The organism is Streptomyces sp. NPDC104202 (assembly GCF_055584185.1).
Genome location: NZ_JBVJMN010000027.1, coordinates 30,901 through 55,478, shown reverse-complemented (window position 1 = coordinate 55,478; position 24,578 = coordinate 30,901). Strand labels below are relative to the sequence as shown.

Below are 24,578 nucleotides of genomic sequence, written 5' to 3'. Positions count from 1 at the left end.
CCGCTGAGCGGTTTCGATGTCGGTCCAGACCAATTTCGGTACGAAGCGACGAGGCTGGACCGGGACGGACCGGGAGATTGCGGTCAGTGCGTGCGGCGCAGCAGCGCCAGGTACATCGCGTCGGTGCCGTGGAGATGCGGCCACAGCTGGACGTCGGGGCCGTCGCCGAGCGCCGGGACGCCGGGCAGCAGCGGGCGGGCGTCGATGAGCTCCGCGCCGCCGACCTTCTTCAGGACGTCGTCGACCACCACCCGCGTCTCGGCCAGGTGCGGCGAGCAGGTGGCGTAGCCGACGACGCCGCCGACGCGCACGGCCCGCAGCGCCTCGGTGAGCAGCCCGCGCTGGAGCGGCGCGAAGCCGTCCAGGTCCTCGGGACGGCGGCGCCAGCGGGCCTCGGGCCGGCGGCGCAGGGCGCCCAGGCCGGAGCAGGGCACGTCCATCAGGACGCGGTCGAAGGAGCCGGGCAGCCACGGCGGCCGGGTGCCGTCGGCGGCGATCACCTGGTAGGGGCCGGGGTTGCCGGCGAGGGCGCGCTCGACGAGCCGGGCGCGGTGCGGCTGCTTCTCGGAGGCGAGCAGGGCGGCGCCGCGCTCGGAGGCGAGGGCGGCGAGCAGGGCCGCCTTGCCGCCGGGGCCCGCGCAGCCGTCGAGCCACCGCGTGTCGGAGCCTTCCACCGGCGCGTTCGCCAGGGCGATCGCGACGAGCTGGCTGCCCTCGTCCTGGACGCCCGCCCGGCCCTCCTTCACGGCCTCGATGGCGCCGGGCTCGCCGCCCTCGGCCATCCGGAGGGCGTACGGGGACCAGCGGCCCGGCAGGGTCTCGGTGGCCGCCGCGAGCTCCTCGGTGGTGGCGCGGCCGGGCCGGGCGACGAGGGTGACCTCGGGCCGCTCGTTGTCGGCCTCCAGGAGGTCCTCGATGCCGGCGCGGCCGCCGCCGAGGGAGTCCCAGAGCGCCGAGACGACCCAGCGGGGGTGCGAGTGGACGACGGCGAGGTGGTCCTCGGGGTCCGCGTCGTAGGCGGGGGCGACCTGTGCCACCCAGGCGTCGAGGTCCTGCTGCGAGATCTTCCGCAGCACGGCGTTCACGAACTTGGCCCGGCCGTCGCCGAGCACCACGCGGGCCAGCTCCACGCTGGCGGAGACCGCGGCGTGGGTGGGGATGCGGGTGCCGAGCAGCTGGTGCGCGCCGAGGGCCAGGACGTCGAGGACGGGCGGGTCGACCTCGCGCAGCGGCCGGTCGATGCAGGCCGAGATGATCGCGTCGTACGTGCCCTGGCGGCGCAGCGTGCCGTAGACCAGCTCGGTCGCGAGCGCCGCGTCCCGGCCGTCGAAGTCGCCCTTCTCGCGGGCCTTCCTCAGCAGCGGGGGCAGCACCAGGTTGGCGTAGGCGTCCCGCTCGTCCACCGCCCTCAGCGCCTCGAAGGCGAGCATCCGGACGGGGTCCTTCTGGGGCCGCCGGTAGGGCTTGTGGGGACGGCGACGTGCCTGCTCGCTCAAAGGTGCTCCGCGTGACGAAATGACGAGGTCGAACGTGCCGGCCCCGAAGCGGCCGGCAGCTCCCAGCCTACGTCCGCCGCGCCCCCGCCCGCGCCGGAGGGCGGCCTACGCCTCGGCGCCCAGGCGCTCGCCGGCGGCGATCCGGACCCCGCGGGCCCAGTCGGCGGCCTTCATCGGCTTCTTGCCCTGCGGCTGGACCCAGAGCAGTTCGACGGCGTACGAGCCGGTGCCGGCGTACACGTTGTTCTTGCCCACGGCGAGCTCGCCGGGCGCCAGGTCGGTGCGGTCCGGCAGCGGGGTGACCTGGATCAGCTTCAGCCGCTCGCCGCGGAAGAGGGTCCACGCGCCGGGGGCCGGGGTGCAGCCGCGGACCACCCGGTCCACCCGCAGCGCGGGGGTCGCGAAGTCGACGTGGGCGTCCTCGACCTGGATCTTGGGGGCGAGGGTGACGCCCTCGGCGGGCTGCGGGACGGCGTGCAGGGTGCCGTCCTCGATGCCGTCCATGGTCGCGGAGAGCAGTCCGGCGCCCGCGAAGGCGAGGCGGGTCAGCAGGTCGCCGCTGGTGTCGGTGGGGCGGATGTCCTCGGTGACGACGCCGTAGACCGGACCCGAGTCGAGCCCCTCCTCGATCTGGAAGGTGGACGCGCCGGTGACCTGGTCGCCGGCCATCAGGGAGTGCTGCACGGGGGCCGCGCCCCGCCACGCGGGCAGCAGCGAGAAGTGCAGGTTGACCCAGCCCCGGGCCGGGACGTCGAGGGCGGTCTTGGGCAGCAGCGCGCCGTAGGCGACGACCGGGCAGCAGTCCGGGGCGATCTCCCGCAGCCGGGCGAGGAAGTCCTCGTCCCTGGGCCTGGCGGGCTTGAGGACCTCGATCCCGGCCTCCTCCGCCCGCTGCGCCACCGGGCTGGCGACCAGACGCCGGCCGCGTCCCGCCGGGGCGTCCGGCCGGGTGACCACGGCGGCCACCTCGTGCCGGCCGGAGGCGATCAGGGCGTCCAGTGCGGGTACGGCGACCTCGGGGGTGCCTGCGAAGACGAGCTTCATGGGTGGCGACTGCCTGTCTGTCCGGGGGCGTTGCGAGCGACGCACCAGTCTAGGCGGCGGGGCGTCAGGGGGCGTACGGAAGGACGAGCGCCCCGCGCATATGCGTGTACGCCCCCGCAGCGTGACCCAACTCCCGGTGGCGCGTTGGTCAAGAGAGATTGACCGAATCCGGGCCGCCGCCCCCTGCGGCCCGCCCCCTTACACACGCCGGTTCGAGAGGCTTTCACATGGCCGACCACGCAACCCACGACGCCCAAGCCCGGGCGAGTCTGCATCTGTTGGTGCGGGACATCGAGCGGGTCCGGCGGCAGGTGGACGCACTGCGCACGCTCACGGCCCAGCTGGGCAATGTCTACCGCCCTCGCCGCTCCGGCCCGTCGACGGGCTTCGTCGTCTACGGGCGCGCGCCCGCCCCCACCGTACGGCTCGCCCAGGAGCTGCGGGACAGCGTCGAGACCCTGGTGACCGCGGCGGTCGACTTCGACCGCTCGCTCGGCTTCTCGTGGGACGCGGTCGGTTCCGCGCTCGGGGTCACCAAGCAGGCCGTCCACCGCCGTTACGGCGCCCGCCGCAGCCCCCAGCCGCAGGGCGGGCCCGTGGAGCAGGAGCACACCGTGGAGCCGGGCACGACCCGCACGCTCCCCTCGGTCCCCGCCGCCCGTTCGATGCCCCCGCAGCCCACCTCGGGCAGCGCCACCCTCCGCGAGGACCCGCGCCCGCCGGCCTTCCCCGGCCCGCGCAACGGCTGACCCGCCCGTCCGACGGCCGTCCGTTCCCCCGGGGAACGGACGGCCGTCGCGTGTCCGCCCGCTCCGGGCGGACGTCAGCCGATGTCCGGCGGGTCGACGCGGATGCGGACCGGCTCCCCGCCGCCGCGCGCCGTCCGGGCGGCCCGGGCCTGCTTGAGGGCCGTCGCCAGGGCGGCGCCGCTGCCCGGCGGGACCCGGACCAGGGCGCGGTCCCACTGCTCGCCCGGCGGCGCGTCACCGGGCCTGCGCGGGCCGCCGGGACGGACCACGGGCAGCGGCACCGGACCCAGCACCTCGGCGTCCGCGGGGAGCGCGGCGGCGGCCAGGAATCCTTCGACGGCGTCCGGCGGGCCGGTCACCGCCGCCATCCGGGAGACCGGCGGGAAGCCCAGTTCGGCCCGCTCCGCCAGCTCCCGCTGCGCGTGCCCGACCGGGTCCCAGCGGACCAGGGCCTGCACCGGCCGGAGCGTCGGCTCCGCGACGACCACGACCGTGCCGCCCTCGGGCTGTCCGCGGACCAGGGACGCCGCGTCGATCCAGCGGCGCAGCGCCTCCTCCCCGGCACGCAGGTCGGGCCGGCCGAGCATGGCCCAGCCGTCGAGGAGCAGCGCCGCCGCGTAGCCGCCGTCGGCGACGGGTTCGGCGCCGGGCGTGGAGACGACAAGCGCGGGGCGGCCGGGCACACTGTCCAGGACGTGGTCGCGTCCGGAGGTCCGTACGGGCACGGCGGGGAACGCGCGGCCCAGCTCCTCGGCCGTCCGGCGCGCGCCCACGACCTGGGCCCTCAGCCGGTGGCCGCCGCACTCCACACAGTGCCAGTCGGGGGCTCCCCGGCCGCACCAGCCGCACCGCAGCTCCTGCTGCTCGGGCGCCTCCAGGGGCCCGGCGCAGTGACGGCAGCGGGCGGGGGTCCGGCAGCGCTCACAGGCCAGCCGGGGCACGTACCCCCGGCGGGGCACCTGGACGAGCACCGGGCCCGTCCTGAGTCCCTCCCGCACGGTCTGCCAGGCCAGGGAGGGCAGCCGGGCGGCGCGCGCGGCCTCGTCGCGAGCGAGTTCGCCGTCGCCGACCGTGCGGATCAGCGGGGCGGACCTGCGGACCTGCTCGCGTCCGGCGGTGAGCGCCTTGGCCCACCCGGACTCGACGAGCTGGGCGGCCTCGACGGTGCAGCCGGTGGAGCCGAGGAGGAAGGCGCACCGGTCCTGCCCGGCACGCAGGACCAGCACCTCGCGGGTGTGCGGCTGCGGGGCGTGCGGTTCGCTGTGGCTGCCGTCGCCGTCGTCCCACAGGGCGACGAGCCCGAGGTCCCGTACGGGCGCGAACATCGCCGCGCGGGTGCCGACGACGGCCCGGACCGCTCCGCGCCGCACGGCGAGCCACTGCCCGTACCGCTTCTCCGGCCCGGCCTCGGCGGTCAGCAGGGCGTGGCGCCCCTCCCCCAGGACGGCGGTGAACGCCGCGTCGACGCGGCCGGCGGCCCGGCCGTCCGGGACGACGACGAGCGCGCCCCGGCCGGACGCGAGGGTGGCGGCGACGGCCCGGGCGATCTCCTCGGCCCAGTGGGGTCCCGGGAGCGCGTTCCAGACGGCCCGGGGCGCTCCGCCGCGGGCCAAGGAGTCCAGGAACGCCGGCCCCCGGTCGTACCGCGTCCAACTGCCCGGCTCCGGCGGGGCGGGCGGGGGCAGCGGAGCCGGCGAGGGGCGGCCCTCGGCGCGGGCGCTGCGCGGCGGCACGGCGAGCTGGAGCACGTCGGCGAGGCTGCCCGCGTACCGGTCGGCGACGGCGCGGGCGAGGCCGAGCAGTTCGGGTCCGAGGACCGGTTCGGGCGAGACGACGTCGGCGAGGGCGGCCAGCGGCCCCGAGTAGTCCGAGGTGGCCCGGCGCTCGACGAGGAAGCCGTCGATGAGCCGGCCGCCCTCCCTCCGCCCGTTCTTGACCTGGTGGGCGCCGGCGCCGAACCGCACGCGGACCCGGACCCCGGGGCGGGCCGCCTCGTCGAGCTCCTCGGGCACCGCGTAGTCGAAGAACTGGTCGAGGTGGAGCGCACCCCTGTTCACCACGACCCGGGCGACCGGCAGCTCCTTGGCCAGCGCGGCGCCCCGCCAGGTCCGCGGCTTGGCGCGCGGCACCTTCGCGGTCCGGACGGTCTCCCGAATGAGCGCGAGCTGCTCGGGTTCGTCGGACTTCTCGTTCTCGCTGCTCACAGCCCCATACCTACCAGACGCCACCGACAGCCGGGCACGGCCGAAGCCCGGCACCCCGTGGAGGGGTGCCGGGCTTCGTTCGCGCGGTGCGGGACCTAGAGCCCGGCGGCCTTGCGCAGGGCGTCGACGCGGTCGGTGCGCTCCCAGGTGAAGTCCGGCAGCTCGCGGCCGAAGTGGCCGTAGGCGGCGGTCTGGGAGTAGATCGGGCGGAGCAGGTCGAGGTCGCGGATGATCGCGGCCGGGCGGAGGTCGAAGACCTCGGCGATGGCGTTCTCGATCTTCTCGGTCTCGATGCTGTGGGTGCCGAAGGTCTCGACGAAGAGACCGACGGGCTCGGCCTTGCCGATCGCGTAGGCGACCTGGACCTCGCAGCGCGAGGCGAGGCCGGCGGCGACGACGTTCTTGGCGACCCAGCGCATGGCGTAGGCGGCCGAGCGGTCGACCTTGGACGGGTCCTTGCCCGAGAAGGCGCCGCCGCCGTGGCGGGCCATGCCGCCGTAGGTGTCGATGATGATCTTGCGGCCGGTGAGGCCGGCGTCGCCCATCGGGCCGCCGATCTCGAAGCGGCCGGTCGGGTTCACCAGGAGGCGGTAGCCGTCGGTGTCGAGCTTGATGCCGTCCTCGACGAGCTGCTTGAGCACGTGCTCGACGACGAACTCGCGGATGTCGGGCGCGAGCAGCGACTCCAGGTCGATGTCGGAGGCGTGCTGCGAGGAGACGACGACCGTGTCGAGGCGGACGGCCTTGTCGCCGTCGTACTCGATGGTGACCTGGGTCTTGCCGTCGGGGCGCAGGTACGGGATGGTGCCGTTCTTGCGGACCTCGGTGAGGCGGCGGGAGAGCCGGTGCGCGATGTGGATCGGCAGCGGCATGAGCTCGGGGGTCTCGTCCGACGCGTAGCCGAACATCAGGCCCTGGTCGCCGGCGCCCTGCTTGTCGAGCTCGTCCTCGTCACCCTCGACGCGCTTCTCGTACGCGGTGTCGACACCCTGGGCGATGTCCGGGGACTGGGATCCGATGGACACCGAGACGCCGCAGGAGGCGCCGTCGAAGCCCTTCTTGGAGGAGTCGTAACCGATCTCCAGGATCTTGTTCCGGACGAGGGTCGGGATGTCCGCCCACGCCTTGGTGGTCACCTCGCCGGCGACGTGCACGAGGCCGGTCGTGATCAGCGTCTCGACGGCGACGCGCGAGGTGGGGTCCTCCCGCAGCAGTGCGTCGAGGATGGTGTCGCTGATCTGGTCAGCGATCTTGTCGGGGTGACCCTCGGTGACGGACTCCGAGGTGAACAGACGACGGGACACAACGCTCCCTGGGGTTGCAGCGGCTGCTGGCTACTCGTGACGCGGACCGGCAGGGGGCTGCGCCCCGCGACGTTCCACGAACAGTCTATCGGTCGTGGTCGGGCTGTGGACCAGGTGTCTCGCCTGGCGAATGCCTCCGTACGGGTGGAATCGCGGGGGGACGGGGGCGGAACCGCCCGTTCGGTGGGACGCACGTCACTCGGACGTCGGCGATTCCCCCGTCCGTGTGTCACCTTCGCGCCCCCGGGGGTCACCCGTCAGCGAGCGGCGCGCAGCCTCGGCAGGACCAGGTCCCAGACCGTCTCGGCGAGCGCTTCCTTCGGTCCGTACGGCACGGGGGTCTCGGCGCCGTCCGCGGCGAGGACGACGGCCTCGTTCTCCTCGGAGCCGAAGGTCTTGCGCTCCCCCACCTCGTTGACGACGAGCAGGTCGCACCCCTTGCGGCGGAGCTTCTGCCGGCCGTTGGCGAGGACGTCGTCCGTCTCGGCGGCGAAGCCCACGACGACCTGTCCGGGCGCGGCGCGCTCGGCGGACAGCTCGGCGAGGACGTCGGGGTTGCGGACCAGCTCGACGGTGGGCGCGCCCCCGTCGTCCTTCTTCTTGATCTTCCCGGCGGCGTAGACGGCCGGGCGGAAGTCGGCGACGGCGGCGGCCATCACCACGGCGTCGGCGTCCGCGGCGGCCTTGAGCACGGCCTCGCGGAGCTGGACGGCGGTGCCGACGTGGACGACGTCGACGCCGGCGGGATCGGGGATGCCGGTGTTCGCCTCGACCAGGGTCACCCGGGCGCCGCGGGCCGCGGCCGCCTTCGCGAGGGCGTAGCCCTGCTTGCCGGAGGAGCGGTTGCCCAGGTAGCGGACGGGGTCGAGGGGCTCGCGGGTGCCGCCCGCGCTGACCACGACGTGCCGACCGGCGAGGTCGGGGGCGGTGACGCCGCGCGCGATGATCCGGCGGCAGACCTCGAAGATCTCCCCGGGGTCCGGCAGCCGGCCCTTTCCGGTGTCGACGCCGGTGAGACGGCCGACGGCGGGCTCGATGACCACGGCGCCGCGGCGGCGGAGGGTCGCGACGTTCTCCTGGGTCGCCGGGTGCTCCCACATCTCCGTGTGCATGGCGGGGGCGAAGACGACCGGACAGCGCGCGGTGAGGAGCGTGTTGGTGAGCAGGTCGTCGGCGAGGCCGTGGGCGGCCTTGGCGAGCATGTCGGCGGTCGCCGGGGCGACGACGACCAGGTCGGCGCCCTGGCCGATCCGGACGTGCGGCACCTCGTGGACGGACTCCCACACCTCGGTGGAGACGGGGTTGCCCGAGAGCGCCGACCAGGTGGCGGCCCCGACGAAGTGGAGGGCGGAGTCGGTCGGCACCACCCGGACGTCGTGGCCCGACTCGGTGAGCCGGCGCAGCAGCTCGCACGCCTTGTAGGCGGCGATGCCGCCGCTGACCCCCAGAACGACCTTCGGCTTGGCCACGACTTCCACGACTCCCCGCACTCGGACGCGCACTCGGATGCGTACGACTCCATGAGACACCACAGGCCCGGCGGATGTTCCGCCGGGCCTGTGGTGACAAGCGTTACAAGCGATACGTGCTTACTGAGCCGGGCCCTCGATGGCCTCGGACGTCAGCAGACCCGCGTTGATCTCCCGCAGGGCGATCGAGAGCGGCTTCTCGTGGACGTGGGTGTCGACGAGCGGACCCACGTACTCCAGCAGGCCCTCGCCGAGCTGGGAGTAGTACGCGTTGATCTGACGCGCGCGCTTGGCCGCGTAGATCACGAGGCTGTACTTCGAGTCCGTGGCCTCGAGCAGCTCGTCGATCGGCGGGTTGATGATGCCCTCGGGCGCAGTCATGGAAGAGGACACGCTCTACCTTCCGAAGATGGAGAAAAAATCAGGAATGCCGTGAGGTGCGGGGTCCATCGGCCTCAGCCGTTGTTGTCCAGGTCCCCGGATGACAGCAGCATCAACGTTAGCAGCTCGCGTGCGACGTCCTCGACGGAGGTGTTGACGAGCGTGGTGTCGAACTCCGACTCGGCGGCCAGCTCGACCTTCGCGGCGTCCAGTCGGCGCGCGATGACCTCGGGGGACTCGGTGCCGCGGCCGGTGAGGCGGCGGACCAGCTCCTCCCAGCTGGGCGGGGCCAGGAAGACCAGCTGGGACTCCGCCATGGAGTCCTTGACCTGGCGGGCGCCCTGGAGGTCGATCTCCAGGAGGACGGGCTCCCCGGAGTCGAGGCGTTCGAGGACCGCGGCACGCGGGGTGCCGTAGCGGTTGCCCGCGAACTCGGCCCACTCCAGGAGCTCACCGTTGGCGATCAGCTTGTCGAACTCGTCGTCCGTCACGAAGAAGTAGTGGACGCCGTGCTTCTCGCCGGGGCGGGGCTTGCGTGTCGTCGCCGACACCGAGAGCCAGACCTCGGGGTGGACCTTGCGCATATGAGCGACGACCGTGCTCTTGCCGACCCCTGAGGGGCCGGAGAGCACGGTCAGCCGCGGACGTACCTCTGCTGCCATGCAGCGATTATTCCAGCTTTACCGGTGTGCCCGGGACGCGTGTCCCCGGATCAGGCGCCGGTGCTGCCGAACTCTCGCTCCAGGGAGGCGATCTGGTTGGAGCCGAGACCGCGGACGCGGCGGCTCTCGGAGATGCCGAGGCGCTCCATGATCTGCTTGGCGCGGACCTTGCCCACGCCCGGCAGGGACTCCAGCAGGGCGGAGACCTTCATCTTGCCGATGACGTCGTTCTCCTGGCCGGTCTTGATGACCTCCTGGAGGGAGGCGCCGGAGTGCTTGAGTCGATTCTTGACCTCGGCCCGCTCCCGGCGAGCCGCGGCGGCCTTCTCGAGCGCGGCTGCGCGCTGTTCAGGGGTAAGGGGCGGAAGAGCCACGCCTACGTCACCTCGGATGTCGATCTGTCGGATACGGACCGGTGAGGAACCCAGCGCCCCACACCAGTGGAGCAACGTCCAGCGGAGTGGTCGCTGAACGCCTGCTCTGCCCCGGAGACTAGCGGCCGAGGCCGCTCCCGTCAGCGAGAACAGCGGAAAAGTCCTGGTCAGCATCGACCGACCGGGACTTTTCCGGCAAAACGACCCGGTTTTGAGCCAAGTTTTCGTCAAGGAGTGAGACGGTCCGGCGAGACGGCGCGTCCCGACGGGGCGCGCCGCTCCCACCTGCGGCTTGTCCGGGGACCCCGATCGGATCGCCCGGAGGCCGGTCAGGCGCCGACGGCCGCCCGGACCTCGTCCGCGTACCGGACGGCCGAGTCCCGCAGAGCGGCCGCGTCGGGACCGTGACGCAGGACACCCCGGCTGACGTTCGGGACCACGTTGCGCACCGCCGCGCCGAAGACGGCGGGGAGGTCGGCCGGGGTCGCGCCCTGGGCGCCGATGCCGGGGGCGAGGAGCGGGCCGTTGATGTCCAGGTCGAACGCGGACAGGTCGCCCAGGGTGGCGCCGACCACCGCGCCGAAGGAGCCCATCGGGGTCTCCCCCGCGTTCTCGGCCGCCAGGTGCGCCAGCATGGTCGCGCCGATGGTCCGGCCGTCCTCCCGGACCGCCCGCTGGACCTCGGCACCCTCCGGGTTGGAGGTGAGGGCCAGCACGAACAGTCCGGCACCCGACTCGCGGGCCAGGTCCACGGCCGGCTTCAGGGAGCCGTAGCCGAGGTACGGCGAGACCGTCAGCGCGTCGGAGAAGAGCGGGGAGTCCTTGCGCAGGAAGGTCTCGGCGTAGGCGGCCATGGTGGAGCCGATGTCGCCGCGCTTGGCGTCCATGACGACCAGGCCGCCCGCCGCCCGCAGGTCGGCGACGGCACGCTCCAGGACGGCCACGCCGCGCGAGCCGAAGCGCTCGAAGAAGGCCGACTGCGGCTTGAAGACCGCCACGGTGTCGGCGAGCGCCTCGACGACGGTGAAGGTGAAGCGCTCCAGGCCGGCGATGTCGTCGGCCAGGCCCCAGGAGTCGAGGAGGGCGGCGTGCGGGTCGATGCCGACGCAGAGCGGACCGCGGTCGTCCATGGCGGAGCGCAGACGGGTGCCGAAAGCGAGTGGCCGCCCGGAGGGCGTCGTCGAGGGGCGGTGGTCGGGCGACGGGAGGGCGGTCACTGGGCGGCCTTTCGATGGGCGGCGCCGACGGCTTCGGCGAGGGTGGCGTACGGGGAGGCCGCGAGGCGGGCGGCCAGGCCCTTGTGGATCGCGCGGGCGTAGAACGGGCCCTCGTAGATGAAGGCGCTGTAGCCCTGGATCAGGGTGGCGCCGGCCAGGATGCGCTGCCAGGCGTCCTCGGCGTTCTCGATGCCGCCGACGCCGACCAGGACCAGGCGGTCGCCCACGCGCGCGTGGAGGCGCCGGAGGACGGCGAGGGAGCGCTCCTTGACGGGCGCGCCGGAGAGGCCGCCGGTCTCGGCGACCAGCGCGGGGTCGGACCTCAGGCCGAGGCCCTCGCGCGCGATGGTGGTGTTGGTGGCGATGATGCCGTCGAGACCGAGCTCCAGGGCCAGGTCGGCGACCGCGTCGACGTCCTCGTCGGCCAGGTCGGGGGCGATCTTCACCAGGAGCGGGACCCGGCGGCCGGTGACCGCGCGGTCGGCGGCCTCGCGCACGGCCGTGAGCAGCGGGCGCAGGGACTCGGTGGCCTGGAGGTTGCGGAGCCCGGGGGTGTTGGGCGAGGAGACGTTCACGACGAGGTAGTCGGCGTGGGCGGCCAGGCGCTCGGTGGACTTCACGTAGTCGGCGGCGGCCTCGGCCTCCGGGACGACCTTGGTCTTGCCGATGTTGACGCCGACGACGGTGCGGAAGACCGGCGTGCGGGCGGCCAGGCGCGCGGCGACGGCGGCGGAGCCCTCGTTGTTGAACCCCATGCGGTTGATCAGGGCGCGGTCCGGGACGAGCCGGAAGAGGCGCTTCCTGGGGTTGCCGGGCTGGGCCTCGCCGGTGACCGTGCCGATCTCGACGTGGTCGAAGCCGAGCATCGACATGCCGTCGATGGCGACGGCGTTCTTGTCGAAGCCGGCGGCGAGCCCGAAGGGGCCGTGCATCCGCAGGCCGAGGGCCTCGGTGCGCAGCTCCTCGTACCGGGGGGCGAGGACGGCGGCGACGAGGGTCCGCAGCACCGGGACGCGGGCGGCGAGCCGGATCCAGCGGAAGGCCAGGTAGTGGGCCTCCTCGGGGTCCATGCGCTTGAAGACGACGTTGAAGAAGAACTTGTACATGTGCTCCGGTCCGGGTCTGCTCATGACGAGGGGGACACCGCAGATCCTGCCGGTGTCCCCCTCCTCTGACGGGCTGCTAGTCGCGTGCCGCGATCAGGTGCTCCGCGTGCTCCTGGAGCGAGCGGACGCCGACGTCGCCGCGGTTGAGCGCGTCGATGCCCTGGACGGCGGCGGCGAGCGCCTGGACCGTGGTCAGGCACGGGACGCTGCGGGCCACCGCGGCCGTACGGATCTCGTAGCCGTCGAGGCGGCCGCCGGTGCCGTACGGCGTGTTGACGATCAGGTCGACCTGGCCGTCGTGGATGAGCTGGACGATCGTCTTCTCGCCGTTCGGGCCCTCGCCCTCGCTGAGCTTGCGCACGACCGTCGCGTTGATGCCGTTGCGCTTGAGGACCTCGGCGGTGCCGGAGGTGGCGAGCAGCTCGAAGCCGTGGGCGACGAGCTCGCGGGCCGGGAAGATCATCGAGCGCTTGTCGCGGTTGGCGACGGAGATGAACGCGCGGCCCTTGGTGGGCAGCGGGCCGTAGGCGCCGGCCTGCGACTTGGCGTACGCCGTGCCGAAGACCGCGTCGATGCCCATGACCTCGCCGGTGGAGCGCATCTCCGGGCCGAGGACCGTGTCGACGCCGCGGCCGTGGATGTCGCGGAAGCGGCTCCAGGGCATCACGGCCTCCTTGACGGAGATCGGCGCGTCGATCGGCAGGGTGCCGCCGTCGCCGGTCTTCGGCAGCAGGCCCTCGGCGCGCAGCTCGGCGACGGTGGCGCCCAGCGAGATGCGGGCGGCGGCCTTCGCGAGCGGCACCGCGGTCGCCTTCGAGGTGAAGGGGACGGTCCGGGAGGCGCGCGGGTTGGCCTCCAGGACGTAGAGGATGTCGCCGGCCATGGCGAACTGGATGTTGATCAGACCGCGGACGCCGACGCCCTTGGCGATGGCCTCCGTGGAGGCGCGCAGCCGCTTGATGTCGAAGCCGCCGAGGGTGATCGGGGGCAGGGCGCAGGCCGAGTCGCCGGAGTGGATGCCGGCCTCCTCGATGTGCTCCATGACGCCGCCCAGGTAGAGCTCCTGGCCGTCGTAGAGCGCGTCCACGTCGATCTCGATGGCGTCGTCGAGGAAGCGGTCGACCAGGACCGGCCGGGTGGGGCTGATCTCGGTGGACTCGGCGATGTACGACTCCAGGCGGGCCTCGTCGTACACGATCTCCATGCCGCGGCCGCCCAGCACGTACGAGGGGCGGACCAGGACCGGGTAGCCGATCTCGTCGGCGATGGCCTTGGCTCCGGCGAAGGTGGTCGCGGTGCCGTGCTTGGGGGCCGGGAGGCCGGCCTCGGCGAGGACCCGGCCGAAGGCGCCGCGGTCCTCGGCGGCGTGGATGGCCTCCGGGGAGGTGCCGACGACCGGCACGCCGTTGTCCTTGAGCGCCTGGGACAGACCCAGCGGGGTCTGGCCGCCGAGCTGGACGACGACACCGGCGACGGGGCCGGCCAGCGTCTCGGCGTGGACGATCTCCAGCACGTCCTCGAGCGTCAGCGGCTCGAAGTACAGGCGGTCGGAGGTGTCGTAGTCCGTCGAGACGGTCTCGGGGTTGCAGTTGACCATCACGGTCTCGTAGCCGGCGTCGCTCAGGGCGAAGGAGGCGTGGACGCAGGAGTAGTCGAACTCGATGCCCTGGCCGATGCGGTTCGGGCCGGAGCCCAGGATGATCACGGCGGGCTTGGTGCGCGGCGCGACCTCGCTCTCCTCGTCGTACGAGGAGTAGAAGTACGGGGTCTTGGCGGCGAACTCGGCGGCGCAGGTGTCGACCGTCTTGTAGACGGGGCGGACGCCGAGGGCGTGCCGGACCTCGCGGACGACGTCCTCGCGCAGGCCGCGGATCTCGGCGATCTGGGCGTCGGAGAAGCCGTGGCGCTTGGCCTCGCCGAGGAGCTCGGGCTCGAGCTTCTCCGCGGCGGCCAGCTCGTCGGCGATCTCCTTGATCAGGAAGAGCTGGTCGACGAACCACGGGTCGATCTTCGTGGCGTCGAAGACCTCCTCCGGGGTGGCGCCGGCGCGGATGGCCTGCATGACGCTGTTGATGCGGCCGTCGGTCGGGCGGACCGCCTCGCGCAGCAGCTCGGCCTTGTCGCCGGGCTCGCCGACGAAGGTGAACTGCGAGCCCTTCTTCTCCAGGGAGCGCAGGGCCTTCTGGAGGGCCTCGGTGAAGTTGCGGCCGATGGCCATGGCCTCGCCCACCGACTTCATGGTGGTGGTGAGGGTGGAGTCGGCCTGCGGGAACTTCTCGAAGGCGAAGCGCGGGGCCTTGACGACGACGTAGTCGAGCGTGGGCTCGAAGGACGCCGGGGTCTTCTCCGTGATGTCGTTCGGGATCTCGTCCAGCGTGTAGCCGACGGCGAGCCGGGCGGCGATCTTGGCGATCGGGAAGCCGGTGGCCTTGGAGGCGAGCGCGGAGGAGCGGGAGACGCGCGGGTTCATCTCGATGACGATGATCCGGCCGTCGACCGGGTCGATCGCGAACTGGATGTTGCAGCCGCCGGTGTCGACGCCGACCTCGCGGATGATCGCGATGCCGATGTCGCGCAGCCGCTGGTACTCGCGGTCGGTGAGCGTCATCGCCGGGGCGACGGTGATCGAGTCGCCGGTGTGGACGCCCATCGGGTCGAAGTTCTCGATGGAGCAGACGACCACGACGTTGTCGGCCTTGTCGCGCATCAGCTCCAGCTCGTACTCCTTCCAGCCGAGGATGGACTCCTCCAGGAGCACCTCGGTGGTCGGGGAGAGCGTGAGGCCCTGGCCGGCGATGCGGCGCAGCTCGTCCTCGTCGTGGGCGAAGCCGGAGCCGGCGCCGCCCATGGTGAAGGAGGGGCGGACGACGACGGGGTAGCCGCCGAGCGTCTCGACGCCCTTGAGGACGTCGTCCATGGAGTGGCAGATGACCGAGCGGGCGGACTCGCCGTAGCCGATCTTGGCCTTGACGGCCTCGACGACGCCCTTGAAGAGGTCGCGGTCCTCGCCCTTGTTGATGGCCTCGACGTTGGCGCCGATGAGCTCGACGCCGTACTTCTCCAGGACGCCCTGCTCGTGCATGGAGATCGCGGTGTTGAGCGCGGTCTGGCCGCCGAGGGTGGGCAGGAGGGCGTCGGGGCGCTCCTTGGCGATGATCTTCTCGACGAACTCGGGGGTGATCGGCTCGACGTACGTGGCGTCGGCGATCTCCGGGTCGGTCATGATCGTGGCGGGGTTGGAGTTGACCAGGATCACCCGCAGGCCCTCGGCCTTGAGGATGCGGCACGCCTGGGTGCCGGAGTAGTCGAACTCCGCGGCCTGGCCGATGACGATCGGGCCGGAGCCGATGACCAGGACGGACTGGATATCGGTGCGCTTAGGCACGCTCGGCCTCCATCAGGGATACGAAGCGGTCGAAGAGGTACGCGGCGTCGTGCGGGCCCGCGGCCGCCTCGGGGTGGTACTGGACGGAGAAGGCCGGCTGGTCGAGCAGCTGGAGTCCTTCGACGACCTGGTCGTTCAGGCAGACGTGGGAGACCTCGGCCCGCCCGAAGGGGGTGTCCGAGACCTTGTCGAGGGGCGCGTCGACGGCGAAGCCGTGGTTGTGCGCGGTGACCTCGACCTTGCCGGTGGTGCGGTCCTGCACCGGCTGGTTGATGCCGCGGTGGCCGTACTTCAGCTTGTAGGTGCCGAAGCCGAGGGCGCGGCCGAGGATCTGGTTGCCGAAGCAGATGCCGAAGAGCGGGGTCCGGCGCTCCAGGACGGCGCGCATGACGGCGACGGGACCGTCGGCCGTGGCCGGGTCGCCGGGGCCGTTGGAGAAGAAGACGCCGTCCGGGTTCACCGCGTAGATGTCCTCGGCGGTGGCGGTGGCGGGAAGCACGTGGACCTCGATGCCGCGCTCGGCCATCCGGTGCGGGGTCATGCCCTTGATGCCGAGGTCGACGGCGGCGACGGTGAACTTCTTGGTGCCGATCGCGGGGACGACGTACGTCTCCTTGGTCGCGACTTCGGCGGAGAGGTTCGCGCCCTTCATCTGCGGCTGCTCCTGCACCTTGGCGAGCAGCGCCTCGTCGCGGACGCCGGTCCAGGCGTCGCCGGAGAAGATGCCGACGCGCATGGCGCCGCGCTCGCGCAGGTGGCGGGTGAGGGCGCGGGTGTCGATGCCGGAGATGCCGACGACGCCCTGGCGGACCAGCTCCTCGTCCAGCGAGCGCCGGGCCCGCCAGTTGGAGGAGACGCGTGCGGGGTCGCGGACGACGTAGCCGGAGACCCAGATGCGGCCGGACTCGGGGTCGTCGTCGTTGACGCCGGTGTTGCCGACGTGCGGCGCGGTCATGACCACGACCTGCCGGTGGTAGGACGGGTCGGTGAGGGTCTCCTGGTAGCCGGTCATGCCGGTGGAGAACACGGCCTCGCCGAAGGTCTCCCCCACGGCCCCGTAGGCGCGGCCGCGGAAGATGCGGCCGTCCTCCAGGACGAGTACGGCGGGAACCTTGCTGGTTCCCCGGGTGGAGGTCGTCATCGTGCGATGCCTTCCGTCGTGGTGGTCATGGAGTTGATGGCCTCGACCCAGGCGGTGTGTTCCGCCGCCCGGTCGGAGCGGAAGCCGGAGTCGAGCAGCTTCTCGCCGTGGGTCCAGGTGACGATCAGCAGGCCGCCCTCGGCGAGGACCTTGCCCGCGATGCCCTTGTCGAGGCGGGCCTCGCGCAGGGCGTCGGCCGGGATGAGGAAGTCGTTCGCCCCGGGGCGGACGACCGTGATCCCGGCGTCGGTGAGGGTGAGCTCGGCGCGGCTGCGGGTGCCGAGGCCGTGGGCGACGATCCGGTCGAGCCACTGCCCGGCGGTCGTGGACCCGTGGTAGCGCCCGCTGAGGGTCAGTGTCGCGGCACCCGGCTCCCGCGGCACCGCGGGCAGCTCGGGCAGGTCCGACTGGAGGCTGCCGCGCCACTTCCATCCCTGGCGCATCAGCCAGTAGACGAAGGCGACGAGGAGCAGCAGTCCGGCGACCCAGCCGATCCTGCCGGCCCAGTCGGTCACCTCCGCCGACTTCTGATCGGCTGCCTGTGCGGCGATTGCGATGAGTGGTGTCACGCCAGCTTCCCGTCCACGACCGTTGCCCGGCCCCGCAGGAAGGTGTGGGTGACGCGTCCCGGCAGCTCACGACCCTCGTACGGGGTGTTGCGGCTGCGGGAGGCGAAGTCCGCGGGGTCCACGACACCACGGTAAGCCGGATCGACCAGCGTCAGGTTCGCGGGCTCACCAACCGAGACGGGTCGTCCGTGGCCGGTGGCCCGTCCGATGCGGGCGGGGGCGAAGGACATGCGGTCGGCGACGCCGGCCCAGTCGAGGAGGCCCGTCTCGACCATCGTCTGCTGGACGACGGAGAGGGCGGTCTCCAGGCCGACCATGCCCATGGCGGCCGCGGCCCACTCGCAGTCCTTGTCCTCGTGGGGGTGCGGGGCGTGGTCGGTGGCGACGATGTCGATCGTGCCGTCGGCCAGCGCCTCGCGCAGCGCGAGGACGTCCTTCTCGGTGCGCAGCGGCGGGTTGACCTTGTAGACCGGGTTGTACGAGCGGACCAGCTCGTCCGTGAGGAGGAGGTGGTGCGGCGTGACCTCGGCGGTGACGTCGATGCCGCGGGACTTGGCCCAGCGGACGATCTCGACGGAGCCGGCGGTGGAGAGGTGGCAGATGTGGACGCGGGAGCCGACGTGCTCGGCGAGGAGGACGTCGCGGGCGATGATCGACTCCTCGGCGACCGCCGGCCAGCCGCCGAGGCCGAGCTGGGCGGAGACGATGCCCTCGTTCATCTGGGCGCCCTCGGTGAGGCGGGGCTCCTGGGCGTGCTGGGCGACGACGCCGCCGAAGGCCTTCACGTACTCCAGGGCGCGGCGCATGATCACGGCGTCGTCGACGCACTTGCCGTCGTCGGAGAAGACGGTGACGCCGGCGGCGGAGTCGTGCATGGCGCCGAGCTCGGCGAGCTTCTTGCCCTCCAGGCCGACGGTGACGGCGCCGATGGGCTGCACGTCGCAGTAGCCGGACTCCTTGCCGAGGCGGTAGACCTGCTCGACGACGCCGGCGGTGTCGGCGACCGGGTGGGTGTTGGCCATGGCGAAGACCGCGGTGTAGCCGCCGGAGGCGGCGGCGCGGGTGCCGGTGAGGACGGTCTCGGAGTCCTCGCGGCCGGGCTCGCGCAGGTGGGTGTGGAGGTCGACGAGGCCCGGCAGCAGGATCAGGCCCTCGGCCTCGATGACGGTGGCGCCCTCGGCGGAGAGGCCGGTGCCGACGCCGGAGACGGTCTCGCCCTCGACGAGGACGTCCAGCACCTCGCCGCCGAGCACCTTCGCACCACGGATCAGGATCTTGCTCATGGTTACTTGCTCTCCTCGGTGCGGGGGGTGCTGGGGGCGGGGGCGGCGGAGTCGTTGCCGCCGAGCAGCAGGTAGAGGACGGCCATCCGGATCGAGACGCCGTTGGCGACCTGCTCGATCACGGTGCAGCGGTCGGAGTCGGCGACCTCGGCGGTGATCTCCATGCCGCGGACCATCGGGCCGGGGTGCATGACGATGGCGTGCTCGGGCATCCTCGCCATCCGGTGGCCGTCGAGCCCGTAGCGGCGCGAGTACTCGCGCTCGGTGGGGAAGAAGGCCGCGTTCATCCGCTCTCGCTGCACACGCAGCATCATCACCGCGTCGGACTTCGGCAGCACCCGGTCGAGGTCGTAGGAGATCTCGCAGGGCCAGGTCTCGACGCCGACGGGGACCAGGGTGGGCGGGGCCACCAGGGTGACCTCGGCGCCGAGGGTGTGCAGCAGGTCGACGTTGGAGCGGGCGACGCGGCTGTGCAGGACGTCGCCGACGATCGTGATGCGCCGGCCGGCCAGGTCCTTGCCGAGGCCCTCGTCGCGGCCGACGAGGCGGCGGCGCATGGTGAAGGCGTCCAGGAGGGCCTGGGTGGGGTGCTGGTGGGTGCCGTCGCCGGCGTTGACGACGGGGGCGTCGATCCAGCCGGAGGTGGCGAGCCGGTAGGGGGCGCCGGAGGCGCCGTGCCGGATGACGACCGCGTCGACGCCCATGGCCTCCAGGGTCTGCGCGGTGTCCTTGAGGGACTCGCCCTTGGAGACGCTGGAGCCCTTCGCCGCGAAGTTGATCACGTCGGCGGAGAGGCGCTTCTCGGCGGCCTCGAAGGAGATCCGGGTCCGGGTGGAGTCCTCGAAGAAGAGGTTGCAGATGGTCCGGCCGCGCAGCGTGGGCAGCTTCCTGATGGGCCGGTCGGCCACCCGGGCCATCTCCTCGGCGGTGTCGAGGATCTGGACGGCGTCGTCGCGGGTGAGGTCGGCGGCCGAGATGAGGTGACGCATCATCGGGGTTTCTCTCCGTGGTGGGGAGGTGTGAGGGCATGCGGGGGCGCAGGGGGGTGCCCCGGCCCCCGCGGGGAAGCCGGTCCGGCTAGGAGGAGGGCCGGGCACCGAGCAGCACGGTGTCGCGACCGTCCTCCTCGGCGAGCTGGACCTTGACCGTCTCCCGCAGCGACGTGGGGAGGTTCTTGCCGACGTAGTCGGCGCGGATCGGAAGTTCGCGGTGGCCGCGGTCGACGAGGACCGCGAGCTGGACGGCGCGCGGGCGGCCGATGTCGCCGAGGGCGTCGAGGGCGGCGCGGATGGTGCGGCCGGAGAAGAGGACGTCGTCGACGAGGACGACGAGGCGGCCGTCGATGCCGTCGCCGGGGATCTCGGTGCGGCCGATGGCGCGGGCCGGCTTCAGCCTCAGGTCGTCCCGGTACATGGTGATGTCGAGGGAACCGACCGGGATCTTGGTGCCGGTGATCGATTCGAGCTTCTCGGCCAGCCGGCGGGCGAGGAAGACGCCGCGGGTGGGGATGCCGAGGAGGACCACGTCGTCGGCGCCCTTGGCGCGCTCGACGATCTCGTGGGCGATGCGGGTCAGGACCCGCGCGATGTCGGGGGCCTCGAGGACGGGCCGGGCGTCATCGCCGTACTGCTGCTGAGTGTCCATGGAAAACGGACCTCCTTCTCCGCCTCACGGGACGGTTCTTAAAGGACGTCGGAATTGCGCCGTTCACTCTACCAGGGGAGGGCGGGGGCACGGGCCGCACCCCCGGTCGCCACTCCGGGCGCCGTCCCTCGGGAGGGGCCGGTACGGACCATTCGGCTTGACGGGAAAGAGTAACGCTGCGTAACCTCACAGTGAGTTACCAGCCGCGCGGCGCAGCCGCATGTCGTCACAGCGTCCGGGAGCGTTATGTCCAGCGAATACGCAAAGCAGCTCGGGGCCAAACTCCGTGCCATCCGCACCCAGCAGGGTCTCTCCCTCCACGGGGTGGAGGAGAAGTCCCAGGGCCGCTGGAAGGCCGTCGTGGTCGGCTCGTACGAGCGTGGTGACCGTGCGGTGACCGTGCAGCGTCTTGCCGAGCTGGCCGATTTCTACGGTGTGCCGGTGCAGGAACTGCTGCCGGGCACGACCCCGGGCGGGGCCGCCGAGCCGCCGCCGAAGCTGGTCCTGGACCTGGAGCGCCTGGCGCACGTCCCCCAGGAGAAGGCCGGCCCGCTCCAGCGCTACGCGGCGACGATCCAGTCGCAGCGCGGCGACTACAACGGCAAGGTGCTGTCGATCCGCCAGGACGACCTGCGCACCCTGGCCGTCATCTACGACCAGTCCCCCTCGGTCCTCACCGAGCAGCTGATCAGCTGGGGCGTCCTGGACGCGGACGCGCGGCGCGCGGTCGCCCACGAGGACAACTGACCTCCCCACTGCCCTTCTCAGGTCAGAGCAGAAACGTACCGCCGGGCCCGTGGACATCACCCGATGTCCACGGGCCCCGTGCTTTTCCCCGCCCCCTGCGCAGCGCCCCGCGGGCGACGTGGCGGCGCCGCGGCCCCGTGCGGGTCCCACCGGGCCCGTACGCGTCCACGAGGCCCGTACGCCTCCACGGGGCCCGTACGCGCCCACGGGCGGGTCCGTCGGGCCCCGGGGGGCCGGAAGGGCGCCCGGGGACGCCGAAGGGGCCCGCAGCAGGTGTGCTGCGGGCCCCTTCGACTGCCGGGGACGGCCTGGAGGACGTCAGTCCTCGGTGTCCCGGCGCAGACGCGGCTTCAGGTCCTTGAAGCGCGCCAGCAGACCGTTGACGAAGGTCGGGGACTCGTCCGTGGAGAACTCCTTGGCGAGCTGGACGGCCTCGTCGATCGCGACCGCGTCCGGCGTGCCGTCCTCCCAGATGACCTCGTACGCGCCGAGGCGCACGATGTTCCGGTCGGCGACGGGCATCCGGTCGAGGTCCCAGTCCACCGCGTAGGTCGCGATGAGCTCGTCGATGCGCGTCACGTGGGACGCGTACCCCTCGACCAGCTGCATGGTGAAGTCGCTGACCGGCGGCTGGCGGTCGTCCGACCGCGCGTGCCGCACCTGGTCGGCGAGGACCTCCTGGACGGAGGCACCGCGCTGGTCGGCCTCGAAGAGGATCTGGAAGGCGCGCTTACGGGCCTTGCTCCGAGCGGCCACGGCTAGTCGTTCACCCGGCCGAGGTAGTCGCTGGTGCGGGTGTCGACCTTGACCTTCTCACCGGTGGTGACGAAGAGCGGGACCTGGATCTCGTGGCCGGTCTCCAGCTTGGCGGGCTTGGTGCCGCCGGTGGAGCGGTCGCCCTGGACGCCCGGGTCGGTGTGCTCGATCGTCAGGACGACGGCGGCCGGGAGCTCGACGTAGAGCACCGAGCCCTCGTGCTGCGCGACCGAGGCGGTGAAGCCCTCGATCAGGAAGTTGGCCGTGTCGCCGACCGACTTGCGGTCGACGTGCAGCTGGTCGTAGGTCTCCATGTCCATGAAGACGAAGTAGTCGCCGTCCATGTAGGAGAACTGCATGTCGCGGCGGTCGATGGTGGCCGTCTCGACCTTCACGCCGGCGTTGAAGGTCTTGTCGACGACCTTGCCGGACAGCACGTTCTTGAGCTTGGTGCGCACGAAGGCCGGGCCCTTGCCGGGCTTGACGTGCTGGAACTCGACGACGGACCAGAGCTGGCCGCCTTCGAGCTTGAGCACCATGCCGTTCTTGAGGTCGTTCGTGGAAGCCACGGTTGCGGAATCTCCTGGACTGACGTGGGACCGTGGAGGCGTACGCGCCTTACAGCGCGAGCAGCTCCTTGGTCGTGATGGTGAGTAGCTCGGGTCCGCCGTCCGCCTCCTGGCGCACGACGAGCGTGTCATCGATCCGGACACCGCCCCGGCCCGGGAGGTGGACCCCCGGTTCGACGGTGACCGGCACACAAGCGTCCAGTTTACCCATGGCCGAGGGTGAGAGCTGCGGGTCCTCGTCGATTTCGAGCCCCACCCCGTGCCCGATGAGCGGCACGACGGCCTCCGCGTGCCCCGCCGCGTCCAGGATCTGGCGGGCCGCGCGGTCCACGTCCCGGTAGCCGGCGCCCGGCGTCAGGGACTCCCTCCCGGCCCGCTGAGCGGCGAAGACGAGCTCGTACAGCTCGATCTGCCAGTCGTCCGGGGTCGTGCCGATGACGAAGGTCCGGCCGATCTCGCAGCGGTAGCCGCGGTAGTCCGCGCCGAGGCAGACGGAGAGGAAATCACCCTCCTCGACCCGGCGGTCGGTCGGCCGGTGCCCGCGGCGCCCGGAGTGCGGCCCGGTGGCCACGGAGGTGGGGAAGGCGGCGCCGTCGGCGCCGTGGTCGACGAGCCGGCGTTCCAGCTCCAGGGCCAGGTGCCGCTCGGTCCGCCCGACCAGGATCGACTCCAGGAGCTCGCCGAGGGCCTGGTCGGCGATCTCGGCGGCGATCCGCAGACAGGCGATCTCGTCCTCGTCCTTGACGATCCTGAGCTGCTCCACGGCGCAGGCGAGGTCGGCGAGGTGCAGTCCGGGGGCGGCGGAGCCCATCGCCCGGTGCCGGGCGACCGTGAGGTCGTGCTCCTCGACGGCGAGCGCCTCGGCCCCGGCCAGCCGGGCCAGGTCGACGGCCGCGACGGCCGGGTCGCCGCCGCCGGTCGGCAGGACCTGCTGTCTCAGCAGCTCGTCGAGCCGTCCGTCGGCCGGCTCCCCGCCGGGGGCGACGGGGCAGAGGAGCACGTCGGCGTCGGGCTCGGGGCCGACGAGCAGGACCGCGCCCGGCGGCGAGCCGCCGGCGAGATAGCGGACGTTGGCGGGGCGGGAGACCAGGGCCGCCGGGCTGCCCGCGGCCGCGCACCGGTCGCGCAGCCGTACACGGCGGTCCGCATACACCTGTGACATGCTCCGAGCCTACGAGCACGGCGCCGCGGCGGCCTGTTCTGCGCCGCCGACCGTGCGGGCCCCCGCCCGCGGCGGACCGCCGGACGGCGGCGGGCCCCACCCGGACCGTCCCCCGGCCGCCGGCGCGGGCCGGGAACCGGTGGACGGACGGATCACCAGGTGGGCGGGCTCGCGATCGCGCGGGCCAGGACGTCGTCGAGGACGCGGGCGGTGGTCTCCACGTCGTAGGTGGAGTTGTCGATGATCGGCAGCCCGGAGCCGTACCAGCCGGCCATCCGGCCGTGGATGGCGGCGACCTCCTCGTCCGAGAGCCGCCGGTTGCCGCTGCGCTCCGCGTTCCGCTCCAGGACGACCTCCAGGCCCGGCAGCAGGACCACCGGCAGCAGGCCGGGCCCGACGTGGCGCTTCCAGCCCCCGAGGCCCACGACGGGACGGTCGGGGAAGACCGCGTCGTCGACGATGCAGGAGATGCCGTTGGCGAGGTAGTTGCGCGCGGCGAAGCCGCAGGTCCGGCGTGCGAGGCGGTACTGCGCCTCCGAATGCTCGTTCCATCCCGACTGCGGGTCGGCGAAGCCGGAGCAGACCCATTCGCGGACGTCGTCGAGGCTGATGTGGGCCGTGGGCACCCGGCGGCGCTGCGCCCAGTGCCGCGCCACCGTCGTCTTGCCCGCGCCCGCCGGTCCGATCAGCAGGACGGCGAGCGTGGCGGTGCCGGTCCCCCCGTGTTCCGGGGAGGGCACCGGAGTGAGGCCCACCGGCGGCAGCTGGACCTGACCGGTCAGGTCGGCCCGCTGCGGCGGACCGGCCGGATAGCGGGACGCGGACGGGGCCTGGGGTATCGCCCCGGGCGAGCCCCAGCCCGGCGTCCCCGGGCCGGGCTGCGGGGACGGAGCCTGCGGGTGCGGGGGGCCGCCGGCCTGCGCGGCGGGGTGCACACCGAGCCGTCCCCCGGCGGAGGCCGGGCCGGCCGGGTGGGGCGCCCCGGCGAGCGGGGCCGCGGGGGGCGGCACCGGAGCGGCCGGCGGGGTCACCGGCGACGGTGCGCCGACCGGCGGCGGGCCGGCCGGACGGCCCGGATAGGGGCCGCCCAGGGGCGGTGCCGGGGGTACGGGGGGATGCGCGCCGGGCGCGCCGCTCCCCGTGGCCGCGCCCGGTCCGGCCGCCGCTCCCGGAAGGGGGACGGGGCCGGGTTCAGGTGCCTGCCCCGGCCGCTCGGGCGATGGCAGCGGACCCCCCACTGCGTGCTGCATCCGGTGCCACTCCGTCTCGTACGCCTGTCGGCCTCTGGTAACCGTGGACGCCGGAACGTTACCGCC

General features: G+C 72.9%; 22 protein-coding genes. 2 read left to right on the top strand and 20 right to left on the bottom strand.

Features of this window, described 5'->3' with window-relative positions:
- Window positions 1-83: 83 nt before the first annotated feature.
- Entirely contained in the window at window positions 84-1,496 is a 1,413-nt protein-coding gene (locus tag ACZ60W_RS19080) for an RsmB/NOP family class I SAM-dependent RNA methyltransferase (RefSeq protein WP_469756478.1), read from the bottom strand.
- A 105-nt stretch (window positions 1,497-1,601) separates the two neighbouring features.
- Entirely contained in the window at window positions 1,602-2,540 is a 939-nt protein-coding gene (gene fmt / locus ACZ60W_RS19075; RefSeq protein ID WP_469756477.1) for a methionyl-tRNA formyltransferase, read from the bottom strand.
- 227 nt (window positions 2,541-2,767) lie between these two features.
- On the opposite strand from fmt, the gene ACZ60W_RS19070 reads away from it, so the two are divergent.
- Window positions 2,768-3,289: a hypothetical protein gene (locus tag ACZ60W_RS19070; RefSeq protein WP_469756476.1), complete on the top strand. Its 522-nt coding sequence runs from the start codon at window positions 2,768-2,770 to the stop codon at window positions 3,287-3,289.
- Between the two features lie 74 nt (window positions 3,290-3,363).
- Here the strand turns inward: ACZ60W_RS19070 and ACZ60W_RS19065 are convergent, their stop codons facing one another.
- From ACZ60W_RS19065 to pyrR, 14 genes are all read right to left on the bottom strand, one after another.
- Entirely contained in the window at window positions 3,364-5,493 is a 2,130-nt protein-coding gene (locus ACZ60W_RS19065) for a primosomal protein N' (protein WP_469756475.1), read from the bottom strand.
- A gap of 95 nt (window positions 5,494-5,588) precedes the next feature.
- A complete protein-coding gene (metK, locus tag ACZ60W_RS19060) occupies window positions 5,589-6,797 on the bottom strand; it encodes a methionine adenosyltransferase (RefSeq protein ID WP_469756474.1) in 1,209 nt (402 codons plus the stop codon).
- A gap of 257 nt (window positions 6,798-7,054) precedes the next feature.
- Window positions 7,055-8,266, bottom strand: coding sequence for a bifunctional phosphopantothenoylcysteine decarboxylase/phosphopantothenate--cysteine ligase CoaBC (gene coaBC / locus ACZ60W_RS19055; RefSeq protein ID WP_469756473.1), 1,212 nt, complete (start codon window positions 8,264-8,266; stop codon window positions 7,055-7,057).
- A 120-nt stretch (window positions 8,267-8,386) separates the two neighbouring features.
- Window positions 8,387-8,659 (bottom strand): DNA-directed RNA polymerase subunit omega, encoded by a 273-nt coding sequence (gene rpoZ / locus ACZ60W_RS19050; protein ID WP_017242218.1) that lies wholly within the window; start codon window positions 8,657-8,659, stop codon window positions 8,387-8,389.
- A 62-nt stretch (window positions 8,660-8,721) separates the two neighbouring features.
- On the bottom strand, window positions 8,722-9,309 hold the full coding sequence (gmk, locus tag ACZ60W_RS19045) for a guanylate kinase (protein WP_469756472.1): 588 nt from the start codon (window positions 9,307-9,309) through the stop codon (window positions 8,722-8,724).
- A gap of 50 nt (window positions 9,310-9,359) precedes the next feature.
- On the bottom strand, window positions 9,360-9,683 hold the full coding sequence (locus ACZ60W_RS19040; protein WP_030008746.1) for an integration host factor: 324 nt from the start codon (window positions 9,681-9,683) through the stop codon (window positions 9,360-9,362).
- Between the two features lie 329 nt (window positions 9,684-10,012).
- The gene (gene pyrF / locus ACZ60W_RS19035) at window positions 10,013-10,825 is read right to left on the bottom strand and encodes an orotidine-5'-phosphate decarboxylase (RefSeq protein WP_469756515.1); all 813 of its coding nucleotides are present in this window, start codon (window positions 10,823-10,825) and stop codon (window positions 10,013-10,015) included.
- 71 nt (window positions 10,826-10,896) lie between these two features.
- Window positions 10,897-12,006, bottom strand: coding sequence for a quinone-dependent dihydroorotate dehydrogenase (locus ACZ60W_RS19030; protein WP_469756514.1), 1,110 nt, complete (start codon window positions 12,004-12,006; stop codon window positions 10,897-10,899).
- 76 nt (window positions 12,007-12,082) lie between these two features.
- The gene (gene carB, locus ACZ60W_RS19025; RefSeq protein ID WP_469756471.1) at window positions 12,083-15,391 is read right to left on the bottom strand and encodes a carbamoyl-phosphate synthase large subunit; all 3,309 of its coding nucleotides are present in this window, start codon (window positions 15,389-15,391) and stop codon (window positions 12,083-12,085) included.
- Complete coding sequence (gene carA / locus ACZ60W_RS19020) at window positions 15,384-16,532, bottom strand: glutamine-hydrolyzing carbamoyl-phosphate synthase small subunit (RefSeq protein ID WP_469756470.1); 1,149 nt, start codon at window positions 16,530-16,532, stop codon at window positions 15,384-15,386. Before carA ends, carB begins: the two co-directional genes overlap by 8 nt.
- The gene (locus ACZ60W_RS19015; RefSeq protein ID WP_469756469.1) at window positions 16,529-17,101 is read right to left on the bottom strand and encodes a PH-like domain-containing protein; all 573 of its coding nucleotides are present in this window, start codon (window positions 17,099-17,101) and stop codon (window positions 16,529-16,531) included. The genes carA and ACZ60W_RS19015 overlap by 4 nt, the downstream gene beginning before the upstream one ends.
- Entirely contained in the window at window positions 17,098-18,384 is a 1,287-nt protein-coding gene (locus ACZ60W_RS19010; RefSeq protein WP_469756468.1) for a dihydroorotase, read from the bottom strand. The genes ACZ60W_RS19015 and ACZ60W_RS19010 overlap by 4 nt, the downstream gene beginning before the upstream one ends.
- Before the next feature lie 2 nt (window positions 18,385-18,386).
- Complete coding sequence (locus ACZ60W_RS19005) at window positions 18,387-19,376, bottom strand: aspartate carbamoyltransferase catalytic subunit (RefSeq protein ID WP_469756467.1); 990 nt, start codon at window positions 19,374-19,376, stop codon at window positions 18,387-18,389.
- Window positions 19,377-19,461: 85 nt separating this feature from the next.
- Complete coding sequence (gene pyrR, locus ACZ60W_RS19000) at window positions 19,462-20,028, bottom strand: bifunctional pyr operon transcriptional regulator/uracil phosphoribosyltransferase PyrR (protein ID WP_469756466.1); 567 nt, start codon at window positions 20,026-20,028, stop codon at window positions 19,462-19,464.
- Window positions 20,029-20,274: 246 nt separating this feature from the next.
- On the opposite strand from pyrR, the gene bldD reads away from it, so the two are divergent.
- Window positions 20,275-20,775: a transcriptional regulator BldD gene (bldD, locus tag ACZ60W_RS18995; RefSeq protein ID WP_017242229.1), complete on the top strand. Its 501-nt coding sequence runs from the start codon at window positions 20,275-20,277 to the stop codon at window positions 20,773-20,775.
- Window positions 20,776-21,093: 318 nt separating this feature from the next.
- On the opposite strand, the gene nusB is transcribed toward bldD, so the two are convergent.
- The 4 genes from nusB to ACZ60W_RS18975 all read right to left on the bottom strand — a co-directional run bounded on the left by nusB (window position 21,094) and on the right by ACZ60W_RS18975 (window position 24,512).
- A complete protein-coding gene (gene nusB / locus ACZ60W_RS18990) occupies window positions 21,094-21,531 on the bottom strand; it encodes a transcription antitermination factor NusB (RefSeq protein ID WP_366303555.1) in 438 nt (145 codons plus the stop codon).
- Window positions 21,532-21,533: 2 nt separating this feature from the next.
- The gene (efp, locus tag ACZ60W_RS18985) at window positions 21,534-22,100 is read right to left on the bottom strand and encodes an elongation factor P (protein ID WP_469756465.1); all 567 of its coding nucleotides are present in this window, start codon (window positions 22,098-22,100) and stop codon (window positions 21,534-21,536) included.
- A gap of 49 nt (window positions 22,101-22,149) precedes the next feature.
- Window positions 22,150-23,262, bottom strand: a complete 1,113-nt coding sequence (locus tag ACZ60W_RS18980) for an aminopeptidase P family protein (protein WP_469756464.1) — start codon at window positions 23,260-23,262, stop codon at window positions 22,150-22,152.
- A 152-nt stretch (window positions 23,263-23,414) separates the two neighbouring features.
- Window positions 23,415-24,512: an AAA family ATPase gene (locus tag ACZ60W_RS18975; protein ID WP_469756463.1), complete on the bottom strand. Its 1,098-nt coding sequence runs from the start codon at window positions 24,510-24,512 to the stop codon at window positions 23,415-23,417.
- Between the last annotated feature and the right edge of the window lie 66 nt (window positions 24,513-24,578).